The sequence below is a fragment of the Streptomyces sp. SUK 48 genome (assembly GCF_009650765.1).
In the GTDB taxonomy this organism is placed as follows: Bacteria; Actinomycetota; Actinomycetes; order Streptomycetales; family Streptomycetaceae; genus Streptomyces.
Genome location: NZ_CP045740.1, coordinates 1549101 through 1570670 on the forward strand (window position 1 = coordinate 1549101; position 21570 = coordinate 1570670).

General features: G+C 72.3%; 10 protein-coding genes. All 10 read right to left on the bottom strand.

The window, feature by feature from the left end; all coding sequences use genetic code 11:
• Positions 1-259 precede the first annotated feature (259 nt).
• The 10 genes from GHR20_RS06500 to GHR20_RS37365 all read right to left on the bottom strand — a co-directional run bounded on the left by GHR20_RS06500 (position 260) and on the right by GHR20_RS37365 (position 21554).
• A complete protein-coding gene (locus GHR20_RS06500) occupies positions 260-1258 on the bottom strand; it encodes a TauD/TfdA family dioxygenase (protein ID WP_153812597.1) in 999 nt (332 codons plus the stop codon).
• Positions 1255-2040: an alpha/beta fold hydrolase gene (locus GHR20_RS06505; RefSeq protein ID WP_153812598.1), complete on the bottom strand. Its 786-nt coding sequence runs from the start codon at positions 2038-2040 to the stop codon at positions 1255-1257. The genes GHR20_RS06500 and GHR20_RS06505 overlap by 4 nt, the downstream gene beginning before the upstream one ends.
• Positions 2041-2042: 2 nt before the next feature.
• A complete protein-coding gene (locus GHR20_RS06510; protein ID WP_111586341.1) occupies positions 2043-2261 on the bottom strand; it encodes an MbtH family protein in 219 nt (72 codons plus the stop codon).
• A gap of 153 nt (positions 2262-2414) precedes the next feature.
• A complete protein-coding gene (locus GHR20_RS06515; protein WP_153812599.1) occupies positions 2415-3695 on the bottom strand; it encodes a glutamate synthase-related protein in 1281 nt (426 codons plus the stop codon).
• A 90-nt stretch (positions 3696-3785) separates the two neighbouring features.
• Entirely contained in the window at positions 3786-5090 is a 1305-nt protein-coding gene (locus tag GHR20_RS06520) for a methylaspartate mutase (RefSeq protein ID WP_153812600.1), read from the bottom strand.
• A complete protein-coding gene (locus GHR20_RS06525; protein WP_111586271.1) occupies positions 5090-5560 on the bottom strand; it encodes a cobalamin-dependent protein in 471 nt (156 codons plus the stop codon). Before GHR20_RS06525 ends, GHR20_RS06520 begins: the two co-directional genes overlap by 1 nt.
• 21 nt (positions 5561-5581) lie before the next feature.
• The gene (locus GHR20_RS06530) at positions 5582-6331 is read right to left on the bottom strand and encodes an SDR family oxidoreductase (protein ID WP_111586270.1); all 750 of its coding nucleotides are present in this window, start codon (positions 6329-6331) and stop codon (positions 5582-5584) included.
• Between the two features lie 77 nt (positions 6332-6408).
• A complete protein-coding gene (gene gntD / locus GHR20_RS06535) occupies positions 6409-7425 on the bottom strand; it encodes a guanitoxin biosynthesis L-enduracididine beta-hydroxylase GntD (RefSeq protein WP_153812601.1) in 1017 nt (338 codons plus the stop codon).
• Positions 7426-7446: 21 nt separating this feature from the next.
• Entirely contained in the window at positions 7447-18009 is a 10563-nt protein-coding gene (locus GHR20_RS37355; RefSeq protein ID WP_243878310.1) for a non-ribosomal peptide synthetase, read from the bottom strand.
• A complete protein-coding gene (locus tag GHR20_RS37365; RefSeq protein WP_153812603.1) occupies positions 17958-21554 on the bottom strand; it encodes a non-ribosomal peptide synthetase in 3597 nt (1198 codons plus the stop codon). The genes GHR20_RS37355 and GHR20_RS37365 overlap by 52 nt, the downstream gene beginning before the upstream one ends.
• Between the last annotated feature and the right edge of the window lie 16 nt (positions 21555-21570).

Consider the following 21570-nt stretch of genomic DNA (forward strand, 5'->3'; position numbering starts at 1 on the left):
ATGGGGGCGGCCGTGGCGGCGCGGGGCGCTCCGCTCGAACGGCTCGGGCGGTGGGTGCCGGACTCCCCTGACGCCGGCCTGACGCGAACGGAAGACGCTAGGGTCTTTCGTTTGGATCAGGCCGGATCAGGGAGCGGGGTCTGGTGCCGTGCGTCGCAAGGCGGAGGAGGGCGACATGGCGGAGCCATGGCAACCGACGACAACGCCGCGAGGCGCGGCACCAGGGCCCGCGAGCCCGGCATGATCCAAACGAGAGGCCCTAGGCGCGCTCGGCCAGGGCGGGCACGGAGGGGGTGCAGTCGGCGAGGGCGACCGGTTCGCCCATCGCGACGACGATCTTCCGGTCGCCGCGGAAGGCGTCACGGCCGTGCGCGGTGAGGATGTTGTCCACGAGGAGCAGGTCACCCGCCTGCCAGGTGCGCCGCACGGTGGCGCGTTCGTAGGCCGCGTCCAGCACAGCCACCTCCTCGGGGGTCAGCGGCGTGCCGTCGCCGAGGGCCGTGCTGAACGGCAGTCCGTCCCGGCCGAATTCACCGACCAGTACGTCCCGGATGTCGGGGTCGAGCGCCCACTCACTCCAGAACGCGACGTGGTTGAACCAGACTTCCTCGCCGGTGTGCGGATGGCGGATGGTCGCCGACCGTACCTGCCGGGTGCGCAGGGTGTCGTCGTCGCCCCAGGTGAAGTCGATGGCGTGGGCGGCGCAGTAACGCTCCACGTCGGCACGGGAGTTGCCGGCGAACGCGGTACGCCAGTCCAGCGAGATGTGCTCGGCGTAGTTGCGCACCAGGGACCAGCCGTGCCGGCGGAAGCGGTCGACGAGGTCGGCGGGCAGGTGGTCGAGGACCCGGCGGACGTCGGCGACCGGTGTCGCGCCGCCCTCCGCGGGAGCGGTCAGGCAGCCGAACAGCAGCAGGCGGGGGAAGGTCAGCGTGTAGCTGTTCTCGTTGTGCATCCGGATGGCCTGCGCGGGCGGCAGGTCGGTGGAGGAGAACACGTCGTCGCCGAAGTCGCTGCGCGGAGTGGCCTTCTCCTGGTACTTGGCGCGCTCGGCGAACAGGGCGTCCCGCACCAGCGCGAAGTCGGCGGCGGTACGCACCGGGAGCCCGCGCAGATACAGCGCGCCGTGCCGGGCGAGGACGCGGCGCAGCTCGTCCCGGCGGGTGCCGATCCAGTCCGCGGCGGCGGCCGCGTCCGGCAGGCCCTCGACGACGGCGGTGACCGGGGCGCCGGGTTCCTCTGTCCAGTGGGGTGTCATCGCGCGCCCTCCTCCGGCTCGGCGTCGGCGAAGTGGTCGGGCAGGGCCTCCCACACCGACGGGGTGTAGAAGTGGCCGCCGGGCAGCGCGTCCACGCGCAGTCCGCCGGTGGCGCAGCGCGCCCACTGCTCGGCGACGGCCGGTTCGATGACCGCGTCGTCCGCGCCGTACAGCACATGCACCGGTACGGACGTGGTGACGCCGGGCCGGGGCCGGTAGGAGTCGCGGACCGTGATGTCGGCGCGCATCAGCTCGATCGCCATCTCCCGCAGGTCGGGGTCGTCGAGCGCGTAGTCGGGCAGCAGTCCGATGGTCCGCATCCACTCCACGAGGCTTCCCTCGGTGTCCTCCAGGCGGGGGAAGCGGTCGCGTTCGGTGACGCCGCGGTCGGGCGCGTTGCAGGAGGAGACGATCAGGCGCTCCGGCAGCCGGGTGCCCCGCTCGGCGAGCCGTACGGTGACGTCGAAGGCCATCCAGCCGCCCATGCTGTGGCCGAACAGACGGTAGGGGCGCTCCGGTGCGGCGGCCGCGGCGCCGGCCACGGCGTCGGTGGCGTCCTCGGCGAGGGCGTCCCAGTCGGGGGCGAACTCCTCGGCGAAGCGGCCCTCACGGCCCGGGTAGCAGACGAGGGCCAGGTCGGTGCCCTCGCCGAGCGACGGCAGCCATGGCCGGTAGGACCCGGTGCCGCCGCCGCAGAAGCCGAGGCAGACGAGGGAGCGGTCGGCGTCCGGCCGGGGTACGGGCCGGACCACGGTGGTGTCCTGGAGCAGGGGACCGGTCATCGTCAGCCGGCCGTCCGGTCCATGGCCCGGCGCAGGCTCGCCGGGCGGATGTCGGTCCAGTGGGTCTCGATGTACTCCAGGCACGCGGCGCGGCTGTCGACGCCGTGTACGGTGCGCCAGCCGGCCGGTACGTCGATCTGAGCGGGCCACAGCGAGTGCTGCTCCTCGTCGTTGGCGAGGACCAGGTACTGCCCGTTCTCGTTCTCGAAGGGGTTCGACATCGTGCTGTCCCGTCTGTCGTGGGCGGACGGCTGGTCGGTGCGGGAACCGGACACGTGGCCCGGGGCCACCTCGATCGTAGGAACGGATCGGCCCTCGAAGAGGCAGTTGGCGAGGCAGGTGGCGGGAAGTTTCGCCGCCGCCCGGCGAGTCGGTCAGGGCGTGCGGGCGGTCGTGGTGACGGGCCGGGGCGCGGGGTAGGGGGTGTCCGGGTGCCACAGGTCGTCGGTGTCCAGGTCGCGGGGCCGGTACTTGCCCAACGCGCTGACGATCAGGCGTAGTTCGAGGGCGAGGGCCGCCACCAGCCGGTCAAGTCCCGCCTCCGGGTCCTCGTCGACGGCGAGCAGCGCGGCGCGGCCGAGGCCCACCGCGCGCGCCCCGGCGGCCAGTGCCTTGGCGGCGCGGGCGCCTTCCCAGATCCGGCCGCTGACGAGCAGGCACTCCCCGGGCCCCGGCCGTACCCGGCGCAGGCACTCCGCGAGCGGCAGGCCCACGTCGTCGAGGAAGGCGAGCGGGGCCCAGCCGGAACCGCCCTCGGCACCGTCGACGGTGACCGAGTCGGCGCCGGCCGCCCAGGCGGTGGCGGCCGCCTCCCGCACGTCGCGGGCGGGGGGCAGTTTCACCCAGATCCTGGCCCGGGGGAAGTTGTTGCGCATCAGGCGGACCTGGTGGGCGAGGATCTCCTCGGTGAAGGTGCCGGGGCTGCCGCTGCGCAGCACACGGGAGGTGCCCTCGCCGAGGACGGGCTCGACGGCGTACTGCTCCTGGAGCCGCTCGGCGTCCGCGGCGTCGACGACGGTCATGCCGCCGAGCCCCGGTTTCGCGCCCTGGCCCACCTTGAGTTCGAAGGCGAGCCGCCCGGCCTCCAGCAGCGGCTGCACGGAGGGGTCGCTGTAGACGAGGTTCCAGATCTCGGCGTCGGCGTCCTCGGTGGACTGCTGTACGGCCACGCCGCCGGCGCCCTCCAGGGCGTCCTGGTAGGCGGCGATGCGGCCCAGCAGGGTGCGGCCCTCGCGTTCGCCGAGCCGTCCGGTGCCGTTGACGGGGCCGATGTTCTCCCCGACGACGATGGGGATGCCGAGCCGGGCCGCCTGCCGGGCGGCGGCCACTCCCAGGTCGCGGCTGGCGACCTGGGTGGAGCCGAACGCGGAGACGTACACCGGGAGCGCCGCCGGGAATCCGCCGATGTCGGTGGCCGTGTCCACATCCCGGTACAGGGGTTCGCGGGCCAGCTCGATCAGCTTCTCCAGCCGTCGCGGCACGAAGGCGGGCGGCACCAGCCGGGTCCGGTCGAGTTCGTCGTCCCGGGTGCGCCCGTCGGCGCCGAACAGTTCGCCGCCGTACGCGGACGCGGGCGGGAAGACGCGGGCCGCGCCCTGCCGGGCCCTGGCCCGTATCTCGTCCTCCGGGAAGCCGGGGGCATGCAGTGCGCTCATGTCGTATCGCTCTCTCGCATGGGTGGACTCCCGTGGTCGGATGGCTCGCCGGGGGCTCTCACGACCGGGCCCGTACGGGCTCGGCCGCTTTCACGAGCGGGCCCGCACGGGCTCGCGGTCCGGGCCGGCCCCGGCCAGTTCGCCGAGGTCCAGGCGCGTCTCGACGTAGTGCAGCGCGTCCAGGAGACCGCTGCTGGTGAGGGCGGCGGCCGGGCGGGCGCCGGCGACGTGCCCGATCGGCATGGCGCCGATGGAGCTCCAGCCCAGCCGGCCCCGCTCGTCGATGAAGCCGGCGCTGCGGCCGGCGTTGTCGGGGTGCAGGCAGTACGGCACGTCGAGCCAGCCCCGGTCGAACGCCGTGAGCAGGGCGCGGCCGATGTCGGGGCCGGCGCAGAGCACCGCCTCGACGAGGGCGCGGGCCTCGGCGTACACCTGGGTGTCCCGGTCGCCGCCGTCCGGCGCGCCCGGGCCGCCGGGGCGGACGGTGCGGGCCGTGTGCGCCGAGGTCTCCAGCGCGGCGATGTTCTCGGCGATGGTGGGGATGCGGCGCGCCTCCACCGTGGTCTTCACGATGAGCCGCTGCGCCCCGGCCCGTACCGCGAGCCGCACCGCCCGGTCCTGTAGGGCGCGGGCGCCGGACGGGGTGCGCGGGTAGACGCCCATGTAGGTGTAGACGACGATGTGCCAGTCGACGCCGGGCAGCAGGTCCGCGGCGAGGGCGCGCAGCGCGCGGACCGCCTCCTCGTCCTGCTGCGGGTCGGTCTGCTGCGCGTAGCTCAGGGAGATGCTGCGCAGCCCGTGGCGGACGAAGAACATCCCTTCCAGCACGGACAGCGCGACCAGCAGTCCGGGCGGGCACAACTGGCCCATCATGCAGCCGCCGAAGGACTCCAGGTGCGGCTCGACGCCCGGCCGGCGGGCCTCGGCGAGCAGTTCGCAGGAGCGGGCCCAGTTGTCCACGGCGTCGGCGAGCGGTGTGCGGCTGTACGGCAGGCAGTAGGAGACGGGGCCGCCCTCGGTGGCGTGCAGTCCGGCCGCGAGCAGGCCGCGGACGATGTTCTGCGGGGCGGCGGAGCCGTGCCGCACCTGGACGGGGAAGGCGGGTCCGTCGATCCCGTCGAGCATCCGGCGGGTGGCGGCCGGGCCGTGGGTGAGGATCGGGTAACCGTTGAGGTCGGTGCCCTCGGCGACGGCTTGCCGGGCGGCGGTGAGGTCGCCGACCCGGGTGTAGCTGTCGAGGGTGAGCGTGCCGACCGCGGTGGCGTCCGCGTCGCGGGTGGCGAGCAGGCCCCGGCGCATCCGCTCCGGTGAGCCGAAGCCCATACGGGGCTGGACGACGAGTTCACGCGCGCCGCGGACGAACGCGCCGAACCCGCCGCTGATCGGGGCGTCCATCAGCGGCGCACCCCCGCCGTGAGCGCGTCGAGATAGCGGCGGAAGGGCGGTGTCCCGTCGCTCTCGTCGAACACCTCGGTGAACCCGGCGGCCCGCAGGCTCGGCAGCCAGGACCGTGCCGTGTCCTCCGTGGTGCCGAGTTTCCCGCCGATCACCACCGGGAGCGCGGCGAGCCGCGGTTCGGCGCGCACCCGTGCGATCAGCCGCAGTCCGTCGGCGGCGCCGTGGCCGTTGACGCTGCTGACCACGACGAGGTCGGGGCGGTGCGCCAGCGCCTCGGTGACGACGAGGTCCTCGGGGACACAGGCCCCGAGATTGGTCACCCGGTGTCCCCACTCGGCGAGGAGGAGCTGGAGGTAGATCAGGTTCCAGGTGTGCGCGTCGGACGAGGTGCCCGTCACCACGACGTCGAGCCCGGTGGCCGGGGTGCCCCGGGTGGGGCGCGCGGCGCCGGGGGCGGAGGTCTGCATGCGGACTGCTCCCCCGTCCGGTCAGTGTCCGGCCCGTACGGCGGTGCCGTACGCGGACGTCGTGGCACCGGCGGTCTCCCCGCCGTCGATCACGAGTTCCTGGCCGGTGAGGAAGCCGGCCTCGGCGGAGGCCAGATAGTGGAAGGCGGCGGCGATCTCGGCGGGGTCGGCGTGCCGTCCGGCGGGGATGCGCGCGTTGGTCTCGGCGAGCATCTCCTCGGTGTACTCGGCGAGTTGCATGGGTGTGAGGACGCCGCCGGGGCTGACGCAGGCGACCCGCACCACCGGGCTGAGTTCCAGCGCGAAGGTCTGGGTGAGGGCGACGATGCCGGCCTTGGTGGCGTTGTAGTCGGCGTAATAGGGGTATCCGCGGCGGCCGTTGACGGACGCGGTGGCGAGCAGGACGCCGTGTCCCTGTCCGGTCATGATGCGGGCGGCGGCCTGCCAGACCCCGAGGACGCCCAGGAGGTTGACGTCGGTGATGCGGCGGGCGTCCTTCTCCTCGATGTCGAGGACGCCGTGCCGGACGCTGATGCCGGCGTTGGCGATGACCACGTCGAGGCGCCCGGTCTCCCGGTGGACGTCGGCGAGGGCCTCCCGTACGGCGTCCCAGTCGGCGGTGTCGGCGCGTATCCACCGTCCGGCCGGGTGGCCGTCCGGTTCGGGTGCCTTGATGTCCAGGCCGACCACGTGGTCGCCCGCCTCGGTGAAGCGCAGGGCGGTGGCGCGGCCGATGCCGCTGGACGCGCCGGTGATGACGACGGTGCGCATGTCTGACTCCTTGGTCGCACGTGCGGGTACAGGAGGTGGAGGGGCGGTGGGCCCGGACGCGAGGGGGCCGGCAGGGGTCAGAACAGCACCCGGCCGCGCGTCGCCTGGCTCACCGGGGCCGCCTTGCGCAGATCGCGGCTGACGATCATCCGCTTCAGCCAGCGGTCGCTCCCGTCGTAGCGCACGGGGTACGCCTTGCGGCCGTGCACCGCCAGGTAGTTGTCGACGATCAGCAGGGAGCCCTGCTCCACGACGACCGTGTGCTGCACCCGCTCCAGCTCGGCCATCAGGGTGTGCACGGCTCGTTCGGCCGCCGGCTGGTCGGAGGCGCAGCGCATGAAGGGCAGGTCGATGCGGATGTAGGGCTGGTCGGGGTCGCCGAACAGGACGGGCACGGCGTCCGGTGCGTGCAGCATCTGCTCCATGCGGGCGAGCGCCGGGTGGTCGGGGTGGCGCAGCTGGAGCTGCCGGATGTGCTCGTCGTCGGGAAGGATGTGGAACAGCGGACGCATCAGCAGGGCCAGTTCCTCGCGGCTGAGCTTGACGTCCCGGACGGACGCGAGGATGGTCGGCACCCGGTCGTGGTTGCGGATGCCGAACAGCAGCAGGTAGTCGCAGCGGCCGGGGTGGAAGCCGTCCTCGGTGTGGAACTCCAGCAGGGTGGCGCTGCCGTGGCCGCTCTGGCGCTCCTCGTCGCCGTAGATCGGCAGGATGTTCTGGATCATCCGGCCGAGTTGCAGGGTGGACCAGGTGAAGGGGTCGCCGAGCGCGGTCGCGCACATGGCGAGGAAGAGTTCCTGTTCCAGGGTGGCCGTGGGGTCCGTTGGCTGGTCCCAGTGGCCGGGGGTCGGTCCGACGGCGATGTCGTCGACCGGGAAGCCGTGGATGAGCAGGCCGGCGGCCGACTCGGTGCGACGGAACGTCTCCAGGAACTTCTTCAGGCGTGGCGGCAGTCCGGCGTCGGCGAAGCGGTTGTCGTCGTAGCGGGCCGGGTCCGCCGGGTCGGGCAGGGAGGCGGCGAGTCCGGCCACCTCCTCCCGTATCCGGGACACCTCGGCATCGGACAACTCGTATTGGAGGACGGTCTCTTTCATGGATCGGCTCTTTCCTCGGTGTCAGTCTCGGTGCGGGTTGCGGACCATGAGGGCGGCGATCTCGGCAAGGGGCTGCGGACGGGTCATGTCCAGGTGGGCGCAGGCGACGGCGTGGCTCCGGATCCGGCCGGTGACCTGTGGCCGCCAGTCGTCCGCGACGGGTGCGGCGGGGTCGCGGTCCTCGGTGGCCGTGAAGTGCAGCACATCGCCCTCGAACACTCCCGGCTCGGCCGCCTCCGCCAGGGCGACGATGTGCGCGGCGGCGGTCGCCAGCGAGGCCACGAACGATTCGTCGAACGCGGTGTCGAGGCCGGTGCCGGCCGTGCCTTCCCGGCGGAGGAACCCGGCGATGTCGGCGGGGTCGAAGCGGCTGTCCGGGGCCGTGCCGGCCAGCGGGTAGGAGTCCATCAGGGCGAGCAGGGCCACCTCCTCGCCCTCGGCGCGCAGCCGGCAGGCCAGGGCGTGCGCGATGTTCCCGCCGAGGGACCAGCCGAGCAGGTGGTACGGCCCCTGCGGCCGCACCGCGCGGATGCGGCCCAGATAGTCGTCGACCAGGTCGTCCCAGCGCGCGGGCAGGGCTCGCTCGTCGGCGCCGGGCCGGCGCGCCTGGAGGCCGTAGACCGGCCGGTCGCCCAGCGCGGCGGCCAGGCCCGCGTAGCACCAGGCGAGCCCGGTTGCGGGGTGGACGCAGAACAGCGGCGCCCCGGTGCCGGACGTGCTCAGCGGCAGCAGCAGGTCGGAGCCGGCGGTGTCCCGGCCGTCGGCGCGGGCGGCGAGGGCGGCGACCGTGGGGGTGCGGAAGAACCCGGGCAGGGTCAGGTCCCCGAGGACGTCGGGCCACTGGGCGCGGACGCGGGCGACCACCCGGGCGGCCAGGAAGGAGTGGCCGCCGAGGTCGAAGAAGCTGTCGTCCACGCCGGTGCCGCGCACATCGAGGACCTCTTCGAACAGGGCGGCGAGGGAGCGTTCCAGCTCGCTCTCGGGCGCCCGTCCGAGTCCGCCGTACTCGGGTGCGGGCAGGGCCCGGCGGTCGAGCTTGCCGTTGGCGGTGACGGGCAGCACGCCGAGGGGGACGAACGCGGCGGGCACCATGTACTCGGGGAGCGTGCCGGCGACGAACGCGCGCAGCCCGGCGGGGTCGGGGGTGCGGCCGGGCGCGGGCACGACGTAGGCCACGAGCCGCCGGTCGCCCGGCCGGTCCTCGCGGAGCACGACGGCACCGTGCGCGATGTCCGGGTGCCGGCCGAGGGCGGCCTCGATCTCGCCGGGCTCGATCCGGAAGCCGCGCACCTTCACCTGGTCGTCGACGCGCCCGCAGAACTCCAGGCTGCCGTCGGCCCGCCAGCGTGCCAGGTCGCCGGAGCGGTACATGCGCGCCCCGGCCGCGAACGGACAGGCGACGAACCGTTCCGCGGTCGCCCCGGGCCGCCCGGCGTAGCCCCGGGCCAGGCCGTGTCCGGCGATGTACAGCTCTCCGGTGACACCGGCCGGAACGAGCCGCAGCGCCTCGTCGAGGACGTACACCCGGGCGCCTTCCACGGGCCGTCCCACGATCGGGGTGGAGGTGCCGCGCAGGGGTGTGGTCAGCGTCTCGACGGTGCACTCGGTGGGGCCGTAGAAGTTGTGCGCCGCCACCTCCGGTTCGGCGAGCAGCCTGCGCCACAGCGGCTCGGGAATGGCCTCGCCGCCGAAGGTCAGGGTGCGGGGGGTGAGTTCGGGGGTGCCGAGCAGCCCGTGCTCCAGCATCTCCAGGCCGTAGGTGGGCGTGGTGTCGAGGAAGTCGACGCCGTGCCGTCCGACGTAGCCGACCATGGCCGCCGGGTCGCGCCGGGTGGCGTCGTCGAGGAGGTGCAGTTCGTGCCCGGCGAACAGGGCGAGCAGTCCCATCCAGGAGGCGTCGAAGGTGAGCGGCGCGGTGACGGCCACCCGGGCGGCGCGGCGGCCGGTGGCCCGGACGTGCGCGGCGAACAGGGTCGTCTCGTGGCTGTGCAGGAGGTTGACCAGGGCCCGGTGCTCCACGACGACGCCCTTGGGGCGCCCGGTGGATCCGGAGGTGTACAGGACGTAGGCGGGGTGGGCGGGGTGCAGCGCGGGCACGTCCGGGTCGTGCTCCGGGCCGCCGGGCGCGCACCGGTCGAGGTGCAGGACGGGTACGGCGTCGGGGGCGAGGGCCTGGGCGAGTTCGGCCGTGCTGATCAGCAGGAGGGCGCCGGCGTCCTTGAGGACGTGGGCGATGCGTTCGGCGGGGTGCCCGGTGTCCAGCGGCAGATACACGGCTCCCGCCTTGAGCACAGCGAGCAGGGCGACGACCGACTCGACGGACCGGTCGAGCAGGACGGCGATCCGGTCCTCGGGTCCCGTGCCACGCCGGATCAGTTCGTGCGCGAGCGTGTTGGCGAGCGTGTTGAGTTCGCCGAACGTCAGCTTCCGTTCGTTCAGGACGAGCGCCACGGCGTCGGGCCGGGCGGTGGCCTGCTCCTCGAAGTACCGGTGCGCGGGGCGTTCGGCCGGCGGTGCGGCCTCCTCGTCGCCGCTCCACGCGCCGAGGAGGAGGGCGCGTTCCGGGGCGGACAGCACGTCGGCCCGCCCGAGGGGGGCGTCCGGGTCGGTGACGAACGCGGCGAGCAGCCGCACCAGCCGGTCGGTCAGGGTCCGCACCGTGCCGTGGTCGAAGAGTTCGGTGGCGTACTCGACGGTCCAGCGCAGTCCCGCCGGGGCGCCGTCGGCGGTGTGGGCCTCCTCGACGCCGAACAGCAGGTCGAACTCGGCGACATGGACGTCCACGGGGTGTTCCGCGACCGCGGTGCCGGCCAGTTCGAGTCCGTCGCCCGAACCGTTCTTCAGGAGCAGCATGGTCTGGAAGAGGGGATGCCGGGCCGTGGACCGGGCGGGGTTGACCGCCTCCACCACCCGCTCGAACGGCAGATCCTGATGCGCGTACGCCTCCAGATCCGCCGCCCGCACCCGCGTCAGCAACTCACGGAACGACGGGTCTCCCGATACATCCGTGCGCAACACCAGCGTGTTGACGAAGAACCCGACCAGATCGTCCAGACCGTCATCGGTACGCCCCGCCACCGCCGTCCCCAACGAAATGTCCGTCCCCCCGCCCAGCCGGCTCAGCAGCGCCGCCACCGCCGCCTGCACCACCATGAACAGCGTCGACCCGGACTCCCGCGCCAACCGCACCAGATCCGCGTGCAGTTCGGGCGGTGTCTCGCTCGTGACGGCTCCGGCGTCGTGGCTCGGCACCGGCGGCCGGGGCCGGTCGGCCGGCAGGGCGATCTCCTCGGGCAGCCCCGCCAAGGTCCGCTTCCAGTAAGCGAGTTGTCGGGCGGCGAGGGAGTCGGGGTCGTTCTCGTCGCCGAGCAGTGCGCGCTGCCACAACGTGTAGTCGGCGTACTGGAGCGGCAGCGGGGTCCAGCCGGGGGCCCGCCCGGCCAGGCGTGCCTCGTAGGCGGTGCTCAGATCGCGGGTGAGCGGGGCCATGGACCAGCCGTCACCGGCGATGTGGTGCAGGGTGAGGACGAGGACGTGGTCCTCCGCGCCGAGCGTGAACAGGGTCGCGCGCAGCGGGAGTTCGGTCGCGAGGTCGAAGGCGTGCCGGGCGGCGCGCCGGACATGCCCGGCCAACTCGACCGGCGGGCACACGGAGGCGGACAGCGGGACGCGGGCGTCGGTGGTGATCAGCTGGTACGGCTGCCCGTCGACGGCCGGGAAGAGCGTGCGCAACGACTCGTGCCGCGACGCCACATCGTCCAGCGCCGCCTGGAGCGCGCCCAGCTCCACCCGCCCGCGCAACCGCAGCGCCAGCGGGATGTTGTACGCCGAACCGCCTTCCTCCCACTCGCGCAGGAACCACAGCCGCTGCTGGGCGTACGACAACGGCATCGGCTCGGGCCGCACCGCCACCGGCGCCGGCCGCGGCCGGGTGGTGCCCTCGGCCCGCAGGTGCGCCGCGAGCTGGGCGACCGTCGGATTCCCGAACAGCGCCCTGATGCCGACCTCGGCGCCCAGCACGCTGCGGATACGGCTGGTCAGCCGGGTGGCCAGGAGTGAATAGCCGCCGAGGGCGAAGAAGTTGTCGTCGACGTCCACCTGCGGCACTTCGAGGGTCTCGGCGAAGAGGGCGCACAGGACTTCCTCTTCGGGGGTGCGCGGGCGGCGGGCGGGGGCCGGCGCGCCCGGGTCCGCGGCATCCGGCCGCTCGGGCATCGCGATGTCCAGCCGCCCGTCGGTGAGCCAGCGGCCCTGCCTGCCGGTGCGGTACATCACGGTTCCGGGTCGGCCGTGCGGGTCGGCGACGACCTTGTCGCCCGCGGGGGCGGAGGGGCCGGGCACGGTGAGGTAGAGATCGCCGCGGACTCCGGCCGGCACCGGCCTCAGCCGGCCGTCGAGGAGGTAGGCCGCGGCCCGGTCGGGCGCGGCCACGCCGGCGAGTTCGCGCCATGCCTCGGCCGGGACGGCGGCGCTCCACTTGTCGAGGACGCGGTGCAGTTCGTCGGCCGTGAGCAGTTCCACCTGGCTGACGGACGTGTCGGGATCGAGGGTGATCGCGTCCAGCAGCCGGCCAAAACGCCGGGCCAGGTCGTCCACGGTGGCCCGGTCGAACAGGTCGACGGCGTACTCGAACTCGGCCTTGATCCCCGCCTGCCGCCCTGCCTCGTCGAAGGTCTCCTCCAGGCCGATGCTCAGGTCGAACTTCGCGGCACGGTGGCTGAGGGGTTCGGTGGACGTGCCGAGTCCGGCGAGGTCGTAGGCCCCGTCGTCGGTGTTCTGGAGGACGAGCATGGTCTGGAAGAGGGGGTGCCGGGCCGTGGACCGGACGGGGTTGACCGCCTCCACCACCCGCTCGAACGGCAGATCCTGATGCGCGTACGCCTCCAGGTCCGCCGCCCGCACCCTGGTCAGCAACTCACGGAACGTGGGGTCCCCCGACACATCCGTGCGCAGCACCAGCGTGTTGACGAAGAACCCGACCAGATCGTCCAGACCGTCATCGGTACGGCCCGCCACCGCCGTCCCCAACGGGATGTCCGTCCCCGCACCCAGCCGGCTCAGCAAACCCGCCACCGCCGCCTGCGCCACCATGAACAACGTCGTCCCGGACTCTCGCGCCAGGCCGCTGACGCGGGCGTGGAGTTCGGCGGGCAGGACGAGGTCGATCGCCTCGGCCCGGTGGGAGGGTGCGGCGGGCCGCTGCCGGTCGGCCGGCAGGATGAGCTCGTCGGGCATTCCGGCCAACGCTTCATGCCAATAGGCGAGTTGTCGGGCGGCGAGGGAGTCGGGGTCGTTCTCGTCGCCGAGCAGGTCGCGCTGCCACAGCGTGTAGTCGGCGTACTGGAGCGGCAGCGGGGTCCAGCCGGGGGCCCGCCCGGTCACGCGCGCCTCGTAGGCCGCGCTCAGGTCCCGGGCGAGGGGCGCCATCGACCAGCCGTCACCGACGATGTGATGCAGGACCAGCACCATCACGTGCTCGCGCTCGCCCATCTCGAACAAGACCGCCCGCAGCGGGAGTTCGGATGTCAGGTCGAAATCGTGGGCCGCCTCCTCGGCCAGGCGGGAGGGCAGTTCCGCCTCGCTCACGGTGCTCGTGGCCAGCGGGACGCGGGCGTCGGTGGTGATCAGCTGGTACGGCTGCCCGTCGACGGCCGGGAAGAGCGTGCGCAACGACTCGTGCCGCAGCGCCACGTCATCGAGCGCCGCCTGGAGCGCGCCCCGGTCCAGTCGCCCGCGCAACCGCAGGGCCAGCGGGATGTTGTACGTCGAGCCGCCGTCCTCCCACTCGCGCAGGAACCACAGCCGCTGCTGGGCGTACGACAACGGCATCGGCTCGGGCCGCACCGCCACCGGCGCCGGCCGGGGCCGGGACGCCCCCTGGCCGAGGCGTGCCATGAGCGCGGCGGGCGTGGGGGCCGCGAAGAGGTCACCGATGCCCAGTTCGGCGCCGAGGGTGCTGCGGATGCGGCTGATCAGCCGGGTGGCCGTCAGGGAGTGGCCGCCGATGCTGAAGAAGTTCTCGTCGACGCCCACGCGCGGGATCTTGAGCACTTCGGCGAAGAGTCCGCACAGGACTTCTTCCTCGGGTGTGCGCGGTGCGCGTCCTTGGCCGTCGCCGCCGACGAGGGGTTCGGGCAGAGCCTTGCGGTCGAGTTTGCCGTTCGGGGTCAGCGGCAGCGCGTCGAGGACGACGAACGCGGCCGGGACCATGTATTCCGGCAGGCGGTCGGCCACGAAGTCCCGCAGCTCAGCAACACCCACGGCCGCGGTGCCCGCCCCAGGCACGACGTAAGCGACGAGCCGCTTGTCACCGGGCCGGTCCTCACGCACCACCACCGCGCACTGCACCACCTGCTCGTGCCGCGCCAGAACCGCCTCGATCTCCCGAGGCTCGACCCGGAAACCTCGCACCTTCACCTGATCGTCCGCACGGCGCAGGAACTCCAGCGCCCCGTCCGGACGCCAACGCCCCACATCACCGGTGCGATACATCCGCTCACCCGGCCCACCGAACGGACACGCGACGAACCGCTCCCCCGTCAGACCCGCACGCCCCACATACCCATGCGCCAGGCCCGAGCCCGCCATGTACAACTCCCCCGGCACACCCACCGGCACCGGCCGCAACCACTCGTCCAGAACGAACACGCGCTTGCCCGCCAACGGCACCCCGATCGGCACCGAAACAGCCCCCTCCACCACCCCGCCCACGAGGTGGCTGGTGGTGAAGCCCATCGACTCCACCGGCCCATAACCGTTCAGCACCCGAAGGCTCGGATAGCGCTCACGCACCCGCGCTACATGCGAGACGGACGCGGCCTCACCGGCCGTCATGACCGTTCGCAATCCCGCGAACAATCCCGGGTAGTCGTCTACGAGGACGTTGAACAGACTCGCCGACAGCTGCAACACCGTCACACCACAGCCAGCCACCAACGCCGCGATCTCATCGAGATCCGTCCGCGACCCCACCGGCAACACCGTCCGCCCGCCGTGGAACAACGCCGAGAACACCTCCAACGCGAACGCGTCCCACGACACCGGCGACGACTGCAAATACACGTCATCCGCCCGGGACTCCAGATAATCCGGACCCACGAACGTCGACACCAACGCCCGATGCGGAGCCACCACACCCTTCGGCCGCCCCGTCGAACCCGACGTGAACATCACACACGCCGCACCCCACCCCCCACACACCACACCCAGATCACTGCCATCCCACCCCGCGATCACATCGGCGTCACGGTCCAGAAGCACGCGGTGCAGCCCCGACCCCGGCACCGGATGTGCGAGATCCTCACGGGTGATGAGGACGCGCACTCCGGCATCCGAAATGACCGTGGCCAGACGCTCCACCGGGAATGCGGGATCCAGCAACGTATACGCCGCCCCCGCCTTCAACACGGCCAACAGCGACACGATCAGCTCGGGCCCGCGCGTGAGGTGAACTGCCACCACGTCGCCCACGTCCACACCCGCATCGATCAGGTGGTGAGCCAGCCGATTCGCCTGGCTGTTCACCTCGCCATAGGTCAGCTCCACGCCCCCCTGGACCAACGCCACCGCATCCGGCGCAACCCGCACCCGCGCCTCAAAAACCTCGGTCACCGAACGGCCATCCACCGCCCCCGACCCGACGCCACTCCACCGCTCCAGAACCCCCTGCTCCTCCTCCCCCAGCAACCCCACCGAACTCAGAGGCACATCAGCATCAGCGACCACCGCCTCCAACAACCGACCAAGCCGGTCCACCACAGCCACGACCGTGCCCTCGTCGAACAGATCGGTCGCATACTCCACCTCCCAGCACAGCCCGTCCGCCCGGCCATCGACCCCGAAGACCTCCTCCACGAAGAAGGTCAGGTCGAACTTCGCCACCCGGTGGTCGAGAAGCAGTCGTTCGTTGTGGACCCCTGGGATGGCCGCCGTGGCAACAGCGTTGTTCTGGAGGACGAGCATGGTCTGGAACAGGGGGTGCCGGGCCGTGGACCGGGCGGGGTTGACCGCCTCCACCACCCGCTCGAACGGCAGATCCTGATGCGCATACGCCTCCAGATCCGCCGCCCGCACCCGCGTCAGCAACTCACGGAACGTGGGGTCCCCCGACACATCCGTGCGCAGCACCAGCGTGTTGACGAAGAACCCCACCAGATCGTCCAGACCATCATCGGTACGCCCCGCCACCGCCGTCCCCAACGGGATGTCCGTCCCCGCACCCAGTCGGCTCAGCAGCGCCGCCACCGCCGCCTGCACCACCATGAACAACGTCGACCCGGAATCCCGCGCCAACCCCACCAGACCCGCATGCAGCCCAGCCCCCGACCGCACACGCACCATCGCACCCCGATGCGACGCCACCGCCGGACGCGGACGATCCAACGGCAACCCCAACTCCTCCGGCAATGCCGCCAGAACCCGCTCCCAATAAGCGAGTTGACGCGACGCGAGACTGTCCTCGTCGCGCTCGTCACCGAGCAGCTCGCGCTGCCACAACGTGTAGTCGGCGTACTGCACCGGCAACGGCGCCCAGTCGGGGGCGTGGCCGGACACGCGCGCCTCGTAGGCGCGGCCGAGGTCGCGGGTGAGCGGGGCCATCGACCAGCCGTCGCCGGCGATGTGGTGCAGGGTGAGGACGAGGACGTGATCGTCCTCCGCTATCTGGAACAGGGTCGCCCGGACCGGGAGTTCGACGGCCAGGTCGAAGATGTGCTCGCCCGCCTGCCGTGCCGCTTCGCTCACCTTGTCCGCACGGCACGGCCTGACCTCGAAGGGCACCTTCGGGGTCGGGACGATGTGCTGGTGGGGGACGCCGTCGGCGGCGGGGAAGAGCGTGCGCAGGGCTTCGTGGCGCAGCACCACATCGTTGAGCGCGGCCTCGAGGGCCACGGCGTCGAGGGGGCCGCGCAGCCGGACGGCGAGCGGCACGTTGTAGGTGACTCCGCTCTCATCCCACTCCCGCAGGAACCACAGCCGCTGCTGGGCGTACGACAACGGGATCTGTGCGGGGCGTTGCGCGGCCGGCGCCAGCGCGGGGCGCGTGCGTACGTCGCCGGTGCGCAGTTCCGCGGACAGGCCGGCCGGGGTCGGGGTGGCGAAGAGGGTGCGGACGCCGACCTCGGCGCCGAGGGTGCTGCGGATGCGGCTGATCAGCCGGGTGACGAGGAGTGAGTGCCCGCCCAGGGCGAAGAAGCTGTCGTCGATGGTGACGTGGTCGACTCCGAGTACCTCGGCGAAGAGTCCGCACAGGACTTCTTCCTCGGGTGTGCGCGGTGCGCGTCCTAGGCCGTCGCCGCCGACGAGGGGTTCGGGCAGGGCCTTGCGGTCGAGCTTGCCGTTGGGGGTCAGCGGCAGCGCGTCGAGCACGACGAACGCGGCCGGGACCATGTATTCCGGCAGGCGGTCGGCCGCGAAGTCCCGCAACATACCCACGGCCGTGGTGTCCGCTGCGGGCACGACGTAAGCGACGAGCCGCTTGTCACCGGGCCGGTCCTCACGCACCACCACCGCGCACTGCACCACCTGCTCGTGCCGCGCCACAACCGCCTCGATCTCCCGAGGCTCGACCCGGAAACCTCGCACCTTCACCTGATCATCCGCACGGCGCAGGAACTCCAGCGCACCGTCCGAGCGCCAACGCCCCACATCACCGGTGCGATACATCCGCTCACCCGGCCCACCGAACGGGGACGCGACGAACCGCTCCCCCGTCAGACCCGCACGCCCCACATACCCATGCGCCAGGCCCGAGCCCGCCATGTACAACTCCCCCGGCACACCGACCGGCACCGGCCGCAACCACTCGTCCAGAACGAACACGCGCTTGCCCGCCAGCGGCACCCCGATCGGCACCGAAACAGCCCCCTCCACCACCCCCTCGACCAAATGGCTGGTGGTGAACCCCATCGACTCGACCGGCCCATAACCATTCAGCACCCGAAGCCCCGGATGCCGCTCACACACCCGCGCCACATGCGCCACCGACGCGGCCTCACCCGCCGTCATCACCGTCCGCAACCCCGCGAACAATCCCGGGAAGTCATCCACCAGGACGTTGAACAGACTCGCCGACAGCTGCAACACCGTCACACCACAGCCGGCCACCAACGCCGCGATCTCATCGAGATCCGTCCGCGACCCCACCGGCAACACCGTCCGCCCGCCGTGGAACAACGCCGAGAACACCTCCAACGCGAACGCGTCCCACGACACCGGCGACGACTGCAAATACACGTCATCCGCCCGGAACTCCAGATAATCCGGGCCCACGAACGTCGACACCAACGCCCGATGCGGAGCCACCACACCCTTCGGCCGCCCCGTCGAACCCGACGTGAACATCACACACGCCGCATCCCACCCCCCACACACCACACCCAGATCACTGCCGTCCCGCCCCGCGATCACATCGGCGTCACGGTCGAGCAGCACACGGCACAAGCCCGATCCGTACCCGGCCCCCGTCTCCGAATCCGGCTCCGAGTCCGAGTCCGACTCCGAGTCCGGCAACGGACGTGCGAGATCCTCACGCGTCACAAGAACGCGCACACCGGCATCCGAGACGACCGCCGCCAGACGCTCCACCGGGAATGCGGGATCCAGCAACGTATACGCCGCCCCGCCTTCAACACCGCCAACAACGACACGATCAACTCAGGCCCACGCGTGAGGTGAACCCCCACCACATCTCCGACACCCACCCCCGCATCGACCAGGTGACGGGCGAGCCGATTAGCCCGGCCGTTCACCTCGCCATACGTCAGCTCCACACCCCCCTGGACCAACGCCACCGCATCCGGCGCCACCCGCACCCGCGCCTCAAAAACCTCTGGCACCGAACGACCGTCCACCGCCCCCGACCCGACACCACTCCACCGCTCCAGAACCCCCTGCTCCTCCTCACCCAGCAACCCCACCGAACTCAGAGGCACATCAGCATCAGCGACCACCGCCTCCAACAACCGACCAAGCCGGTCCACCACAGCAACGACCGTGTCCTCGTCGAACAGATCGGTCGCGTACTCCACCTCCCAGCACAGTCCGTCCGCCCGGCCATCGACCCCGAAGACCTCCTCCACGAAGAACGTCAGGTCGAACTTCGCCACCCGGTGGTCCAGGGGCTGCGTGGCGGCTTGGGCGCCGGCGAAGTCGTAGATCCCGTCGATGTTGTTCTGGAGGACGAGCATGGTCTGGAACAGGGGGTGCCGGGCCGTGGACCGGGCGGGGTTGACCGCCTCCACCACCCGTTCGAACGGCAGATCCTGATGCGCGTACGCCTCCAGGTCCGCCGCCCGCACCCGCGTCAGCAACTCACGGAACGTGGGGTCCCCCGACACATCCGTGCGCAGCACCAGCGTGTTGACGAAGAACCCGACCAGATCGTCCAGACCGTCATCGGTGCGGCCCGCCACCGCGGTCCCCAACGGGATGTCCGTCCCCGCACCCAGCCGGCTCAGCAACGCCGCCACCGCAGCCTGCAACACCATGAACAACGTCGACCCGGACTCCCGCGCCAACCCCACCAGACCCGCATGCAGACCAGCCCCCGACCGCACACGCACCATCGCACCCCGATGCGACGCCACCGCCGGACGCGGACGATCCAACGGCAACCCCAACTCCTCCGGGAGATCCGCCAGAACGCGCTCCCAATAAGCGAGTTGACGAGCCGCAAGGCTGCCCTCGTCGCGTTCGTCACCGAGCAGCTCGCGCTGCCACAACGTGTAGTCGGCGTACTGCACCGGGAGCGGGGCCCAGCCGGGGGTGCGGCCGGCCACCCGCGAGGAGTAGGCGGTGCTCAGGTCCTGGGCGAGCGGGGCCATGGACCAGCCGTCGCCGGCGATGTGGTGCAGGGTGAGGGCGAGGACGTGGTCGTCGGCGGTGAGTTCGAACAGCTCAGCGCGCAGCGGGAGTTCGGTCGCGAGGTCGAAGGCGTGACCGGCGGCCTCGGTGAGCAGGGCGGGCAGCCGGTCCTCGGTCGCGGGGGTGACGGGCAGGGTGAGGCCGGGCACGCCGAGGATGTGCTGGCGCGGCTCGCCGTCGACGGCCGGGAAGAGCGTGCGCAGGGCTTCGTGGCGCAGCACCACGTCGTTGAGCGCGGCTTCGAGGGCGATGACGTCGAGAGGGCCGCGCAGCCGGACGGCGAGCGGGATGTTGTACGTCGAGCCGCCGTTCTCCCATTCCCGCAGGAACCACAGCCGCTGCTGGGCGAAGGACAGCGGGACCGGGTCGGGGCGCCGTTCGGCGGCCTTGAGCCGAGGCCGGCGCTCGCCGCTCTCGCGCAGGACGGCGGCGAGTTCGGCGACGGTGGGCGCGGCGAACAGCGTGGGGAAGGCGACCTCGGCGCCGAGGGTGCTGCGGATACGGCTGATCAGCCGGGAGCCGAGCAGGGAATGGCCGCCGAGGCGGAAGAAGCTCTGGTCGACGCCGACTCGTTCGAGGCCCAGGATCTGGGCGAAGAGCCGGCAGAGGACTTCCTCGTCGGGTGTGCGGGGCGGCCGTATCCCCTCGAGGTGCGTGGCGGGGGCGGGCAGCGCCGCGCGGTCGACCTTGCCGTTGGAGTTGAGCGGGAGCGAGTCCAGCACCACGAACGCCGTGGGCACCATGTACGGGGGCAGTTCCCCGGCCACCCGCTCGGCGAGTTCGTCGGGTTCCGGCGTGCCGGACTCGCCCGGCACGACGTACGCGACCAGGCGCTTGTCACCCGGCTGGTCCTCGCGGACGACGACGAGGTGCCGGCCGACGCCCGGGAGGCGGCCCAACACGGCCTCGATCTCGCCGAGTTCGATACGGAAGCCGCGGATCTTCACCTGGGCATCGGCGCGGCCCACGAACTCGATCACCCGGTCGGGCAGCACGCGTACCAGGTCGCCCGTACGGTACATGCGCTCGCCGGGGCGGTCCGGGCAGGCCACGAACCGTTCCGCCGTCAGTGCGGGCCGGGCGGTGTAGCCGCGGGCCACGCCGGCGCCCGCGAGGTACAGCTCGCCCGTCGCCCCTTCGGACACCGGGACGAGGGAGTCGTCCAGCACGTACGCGGCCATGCCCTCCATGGCCCGTCCGATCGGCACGGTCGCACCCACGCGGTGCGGCGGGCGCAGCGCCAGGCAGGCGGCGAACGTGGTGGTCTCGGTGGGGCCGTAGACATGGACGAACTCGGTGTCGGGGCAGTGGTCGAGTACGCGCTGGATCGCCGCCGCCGAGCAGACCTCGCCACCGCTCCACACCTGCCGCACCCGGTCGAAGACCTCGGGGTCCTCGTCGGCGACGAGGTTGAACAGGGCGGTGGTCAGGAACACGCTGGTGACGCCGTACTGTTCGACCAGCCGGCGCAGGGTGCGGGGGTCGAGCTGACCGGGCGGGGCGAGGACGGCCTGGTGGCCGGCGAGGAGCGGCACCCACAGTTCGTAGGTGGCCGCGTCGAAGGCGTGTGAGGAGTGGACAAGGACGCGGCGCTGCGCCGCGCCGTCCCAGCAGCGGTCGGCGGCGAGGGCGAGGATGTCCCCGTGGGTCACGGCGACGCCCTTGGGCGCGCCCGTCGAGCCGGACGTGAACATGACGTAGGCCAGCCCACGGTGGTCGATGGCCGTGCCGGGGTCGGTGGCGGGGCAGTCGGCGAGGGCGGGGTCGTCGTCCACGGCCAGCGTGGTCACCAGGTCGTCGAGGACGGCGCCCGGGTGGGTGGCGCGGTCGGTGAGGAGAACGGGGGCGCCGGTCTGCTCGATGACCGTGCGCATGCGCGCGACCGGATACGAGGGATGCAGCGGCACATAGGCGCCGCCCGCCTTGAGGACCGCGAGCAGGGCCACCACCAGGTCGGTGGAGCGTTCCATCAGTACGGCGACGGCGGTCTCGGGGCGGTCGCCGACGCCGAGCCCGGCCAGCCGGTGGGCCAACCGGTTGGCGGCCCGGTCGAGTTCGCCGTAGGTGAGGAGTGTGCCGTCGCCGCGCAGGGCCACGGCATCGGGAGCCCGCCGGACCTGTGCGGTGAACGCGGCCACGACGTGACCGAGGTGGCCGGGGGCGGTTCGGCCGCTGTCGTCGCCCGCCGCTCCGCTGCCCTGCCGGGCCTCGGCTCCGGTCGACAGGATGTCGCCGTCAGGCATGTCCGCGTCACGATGGGTCGGCATGGATTTCCACTCCACC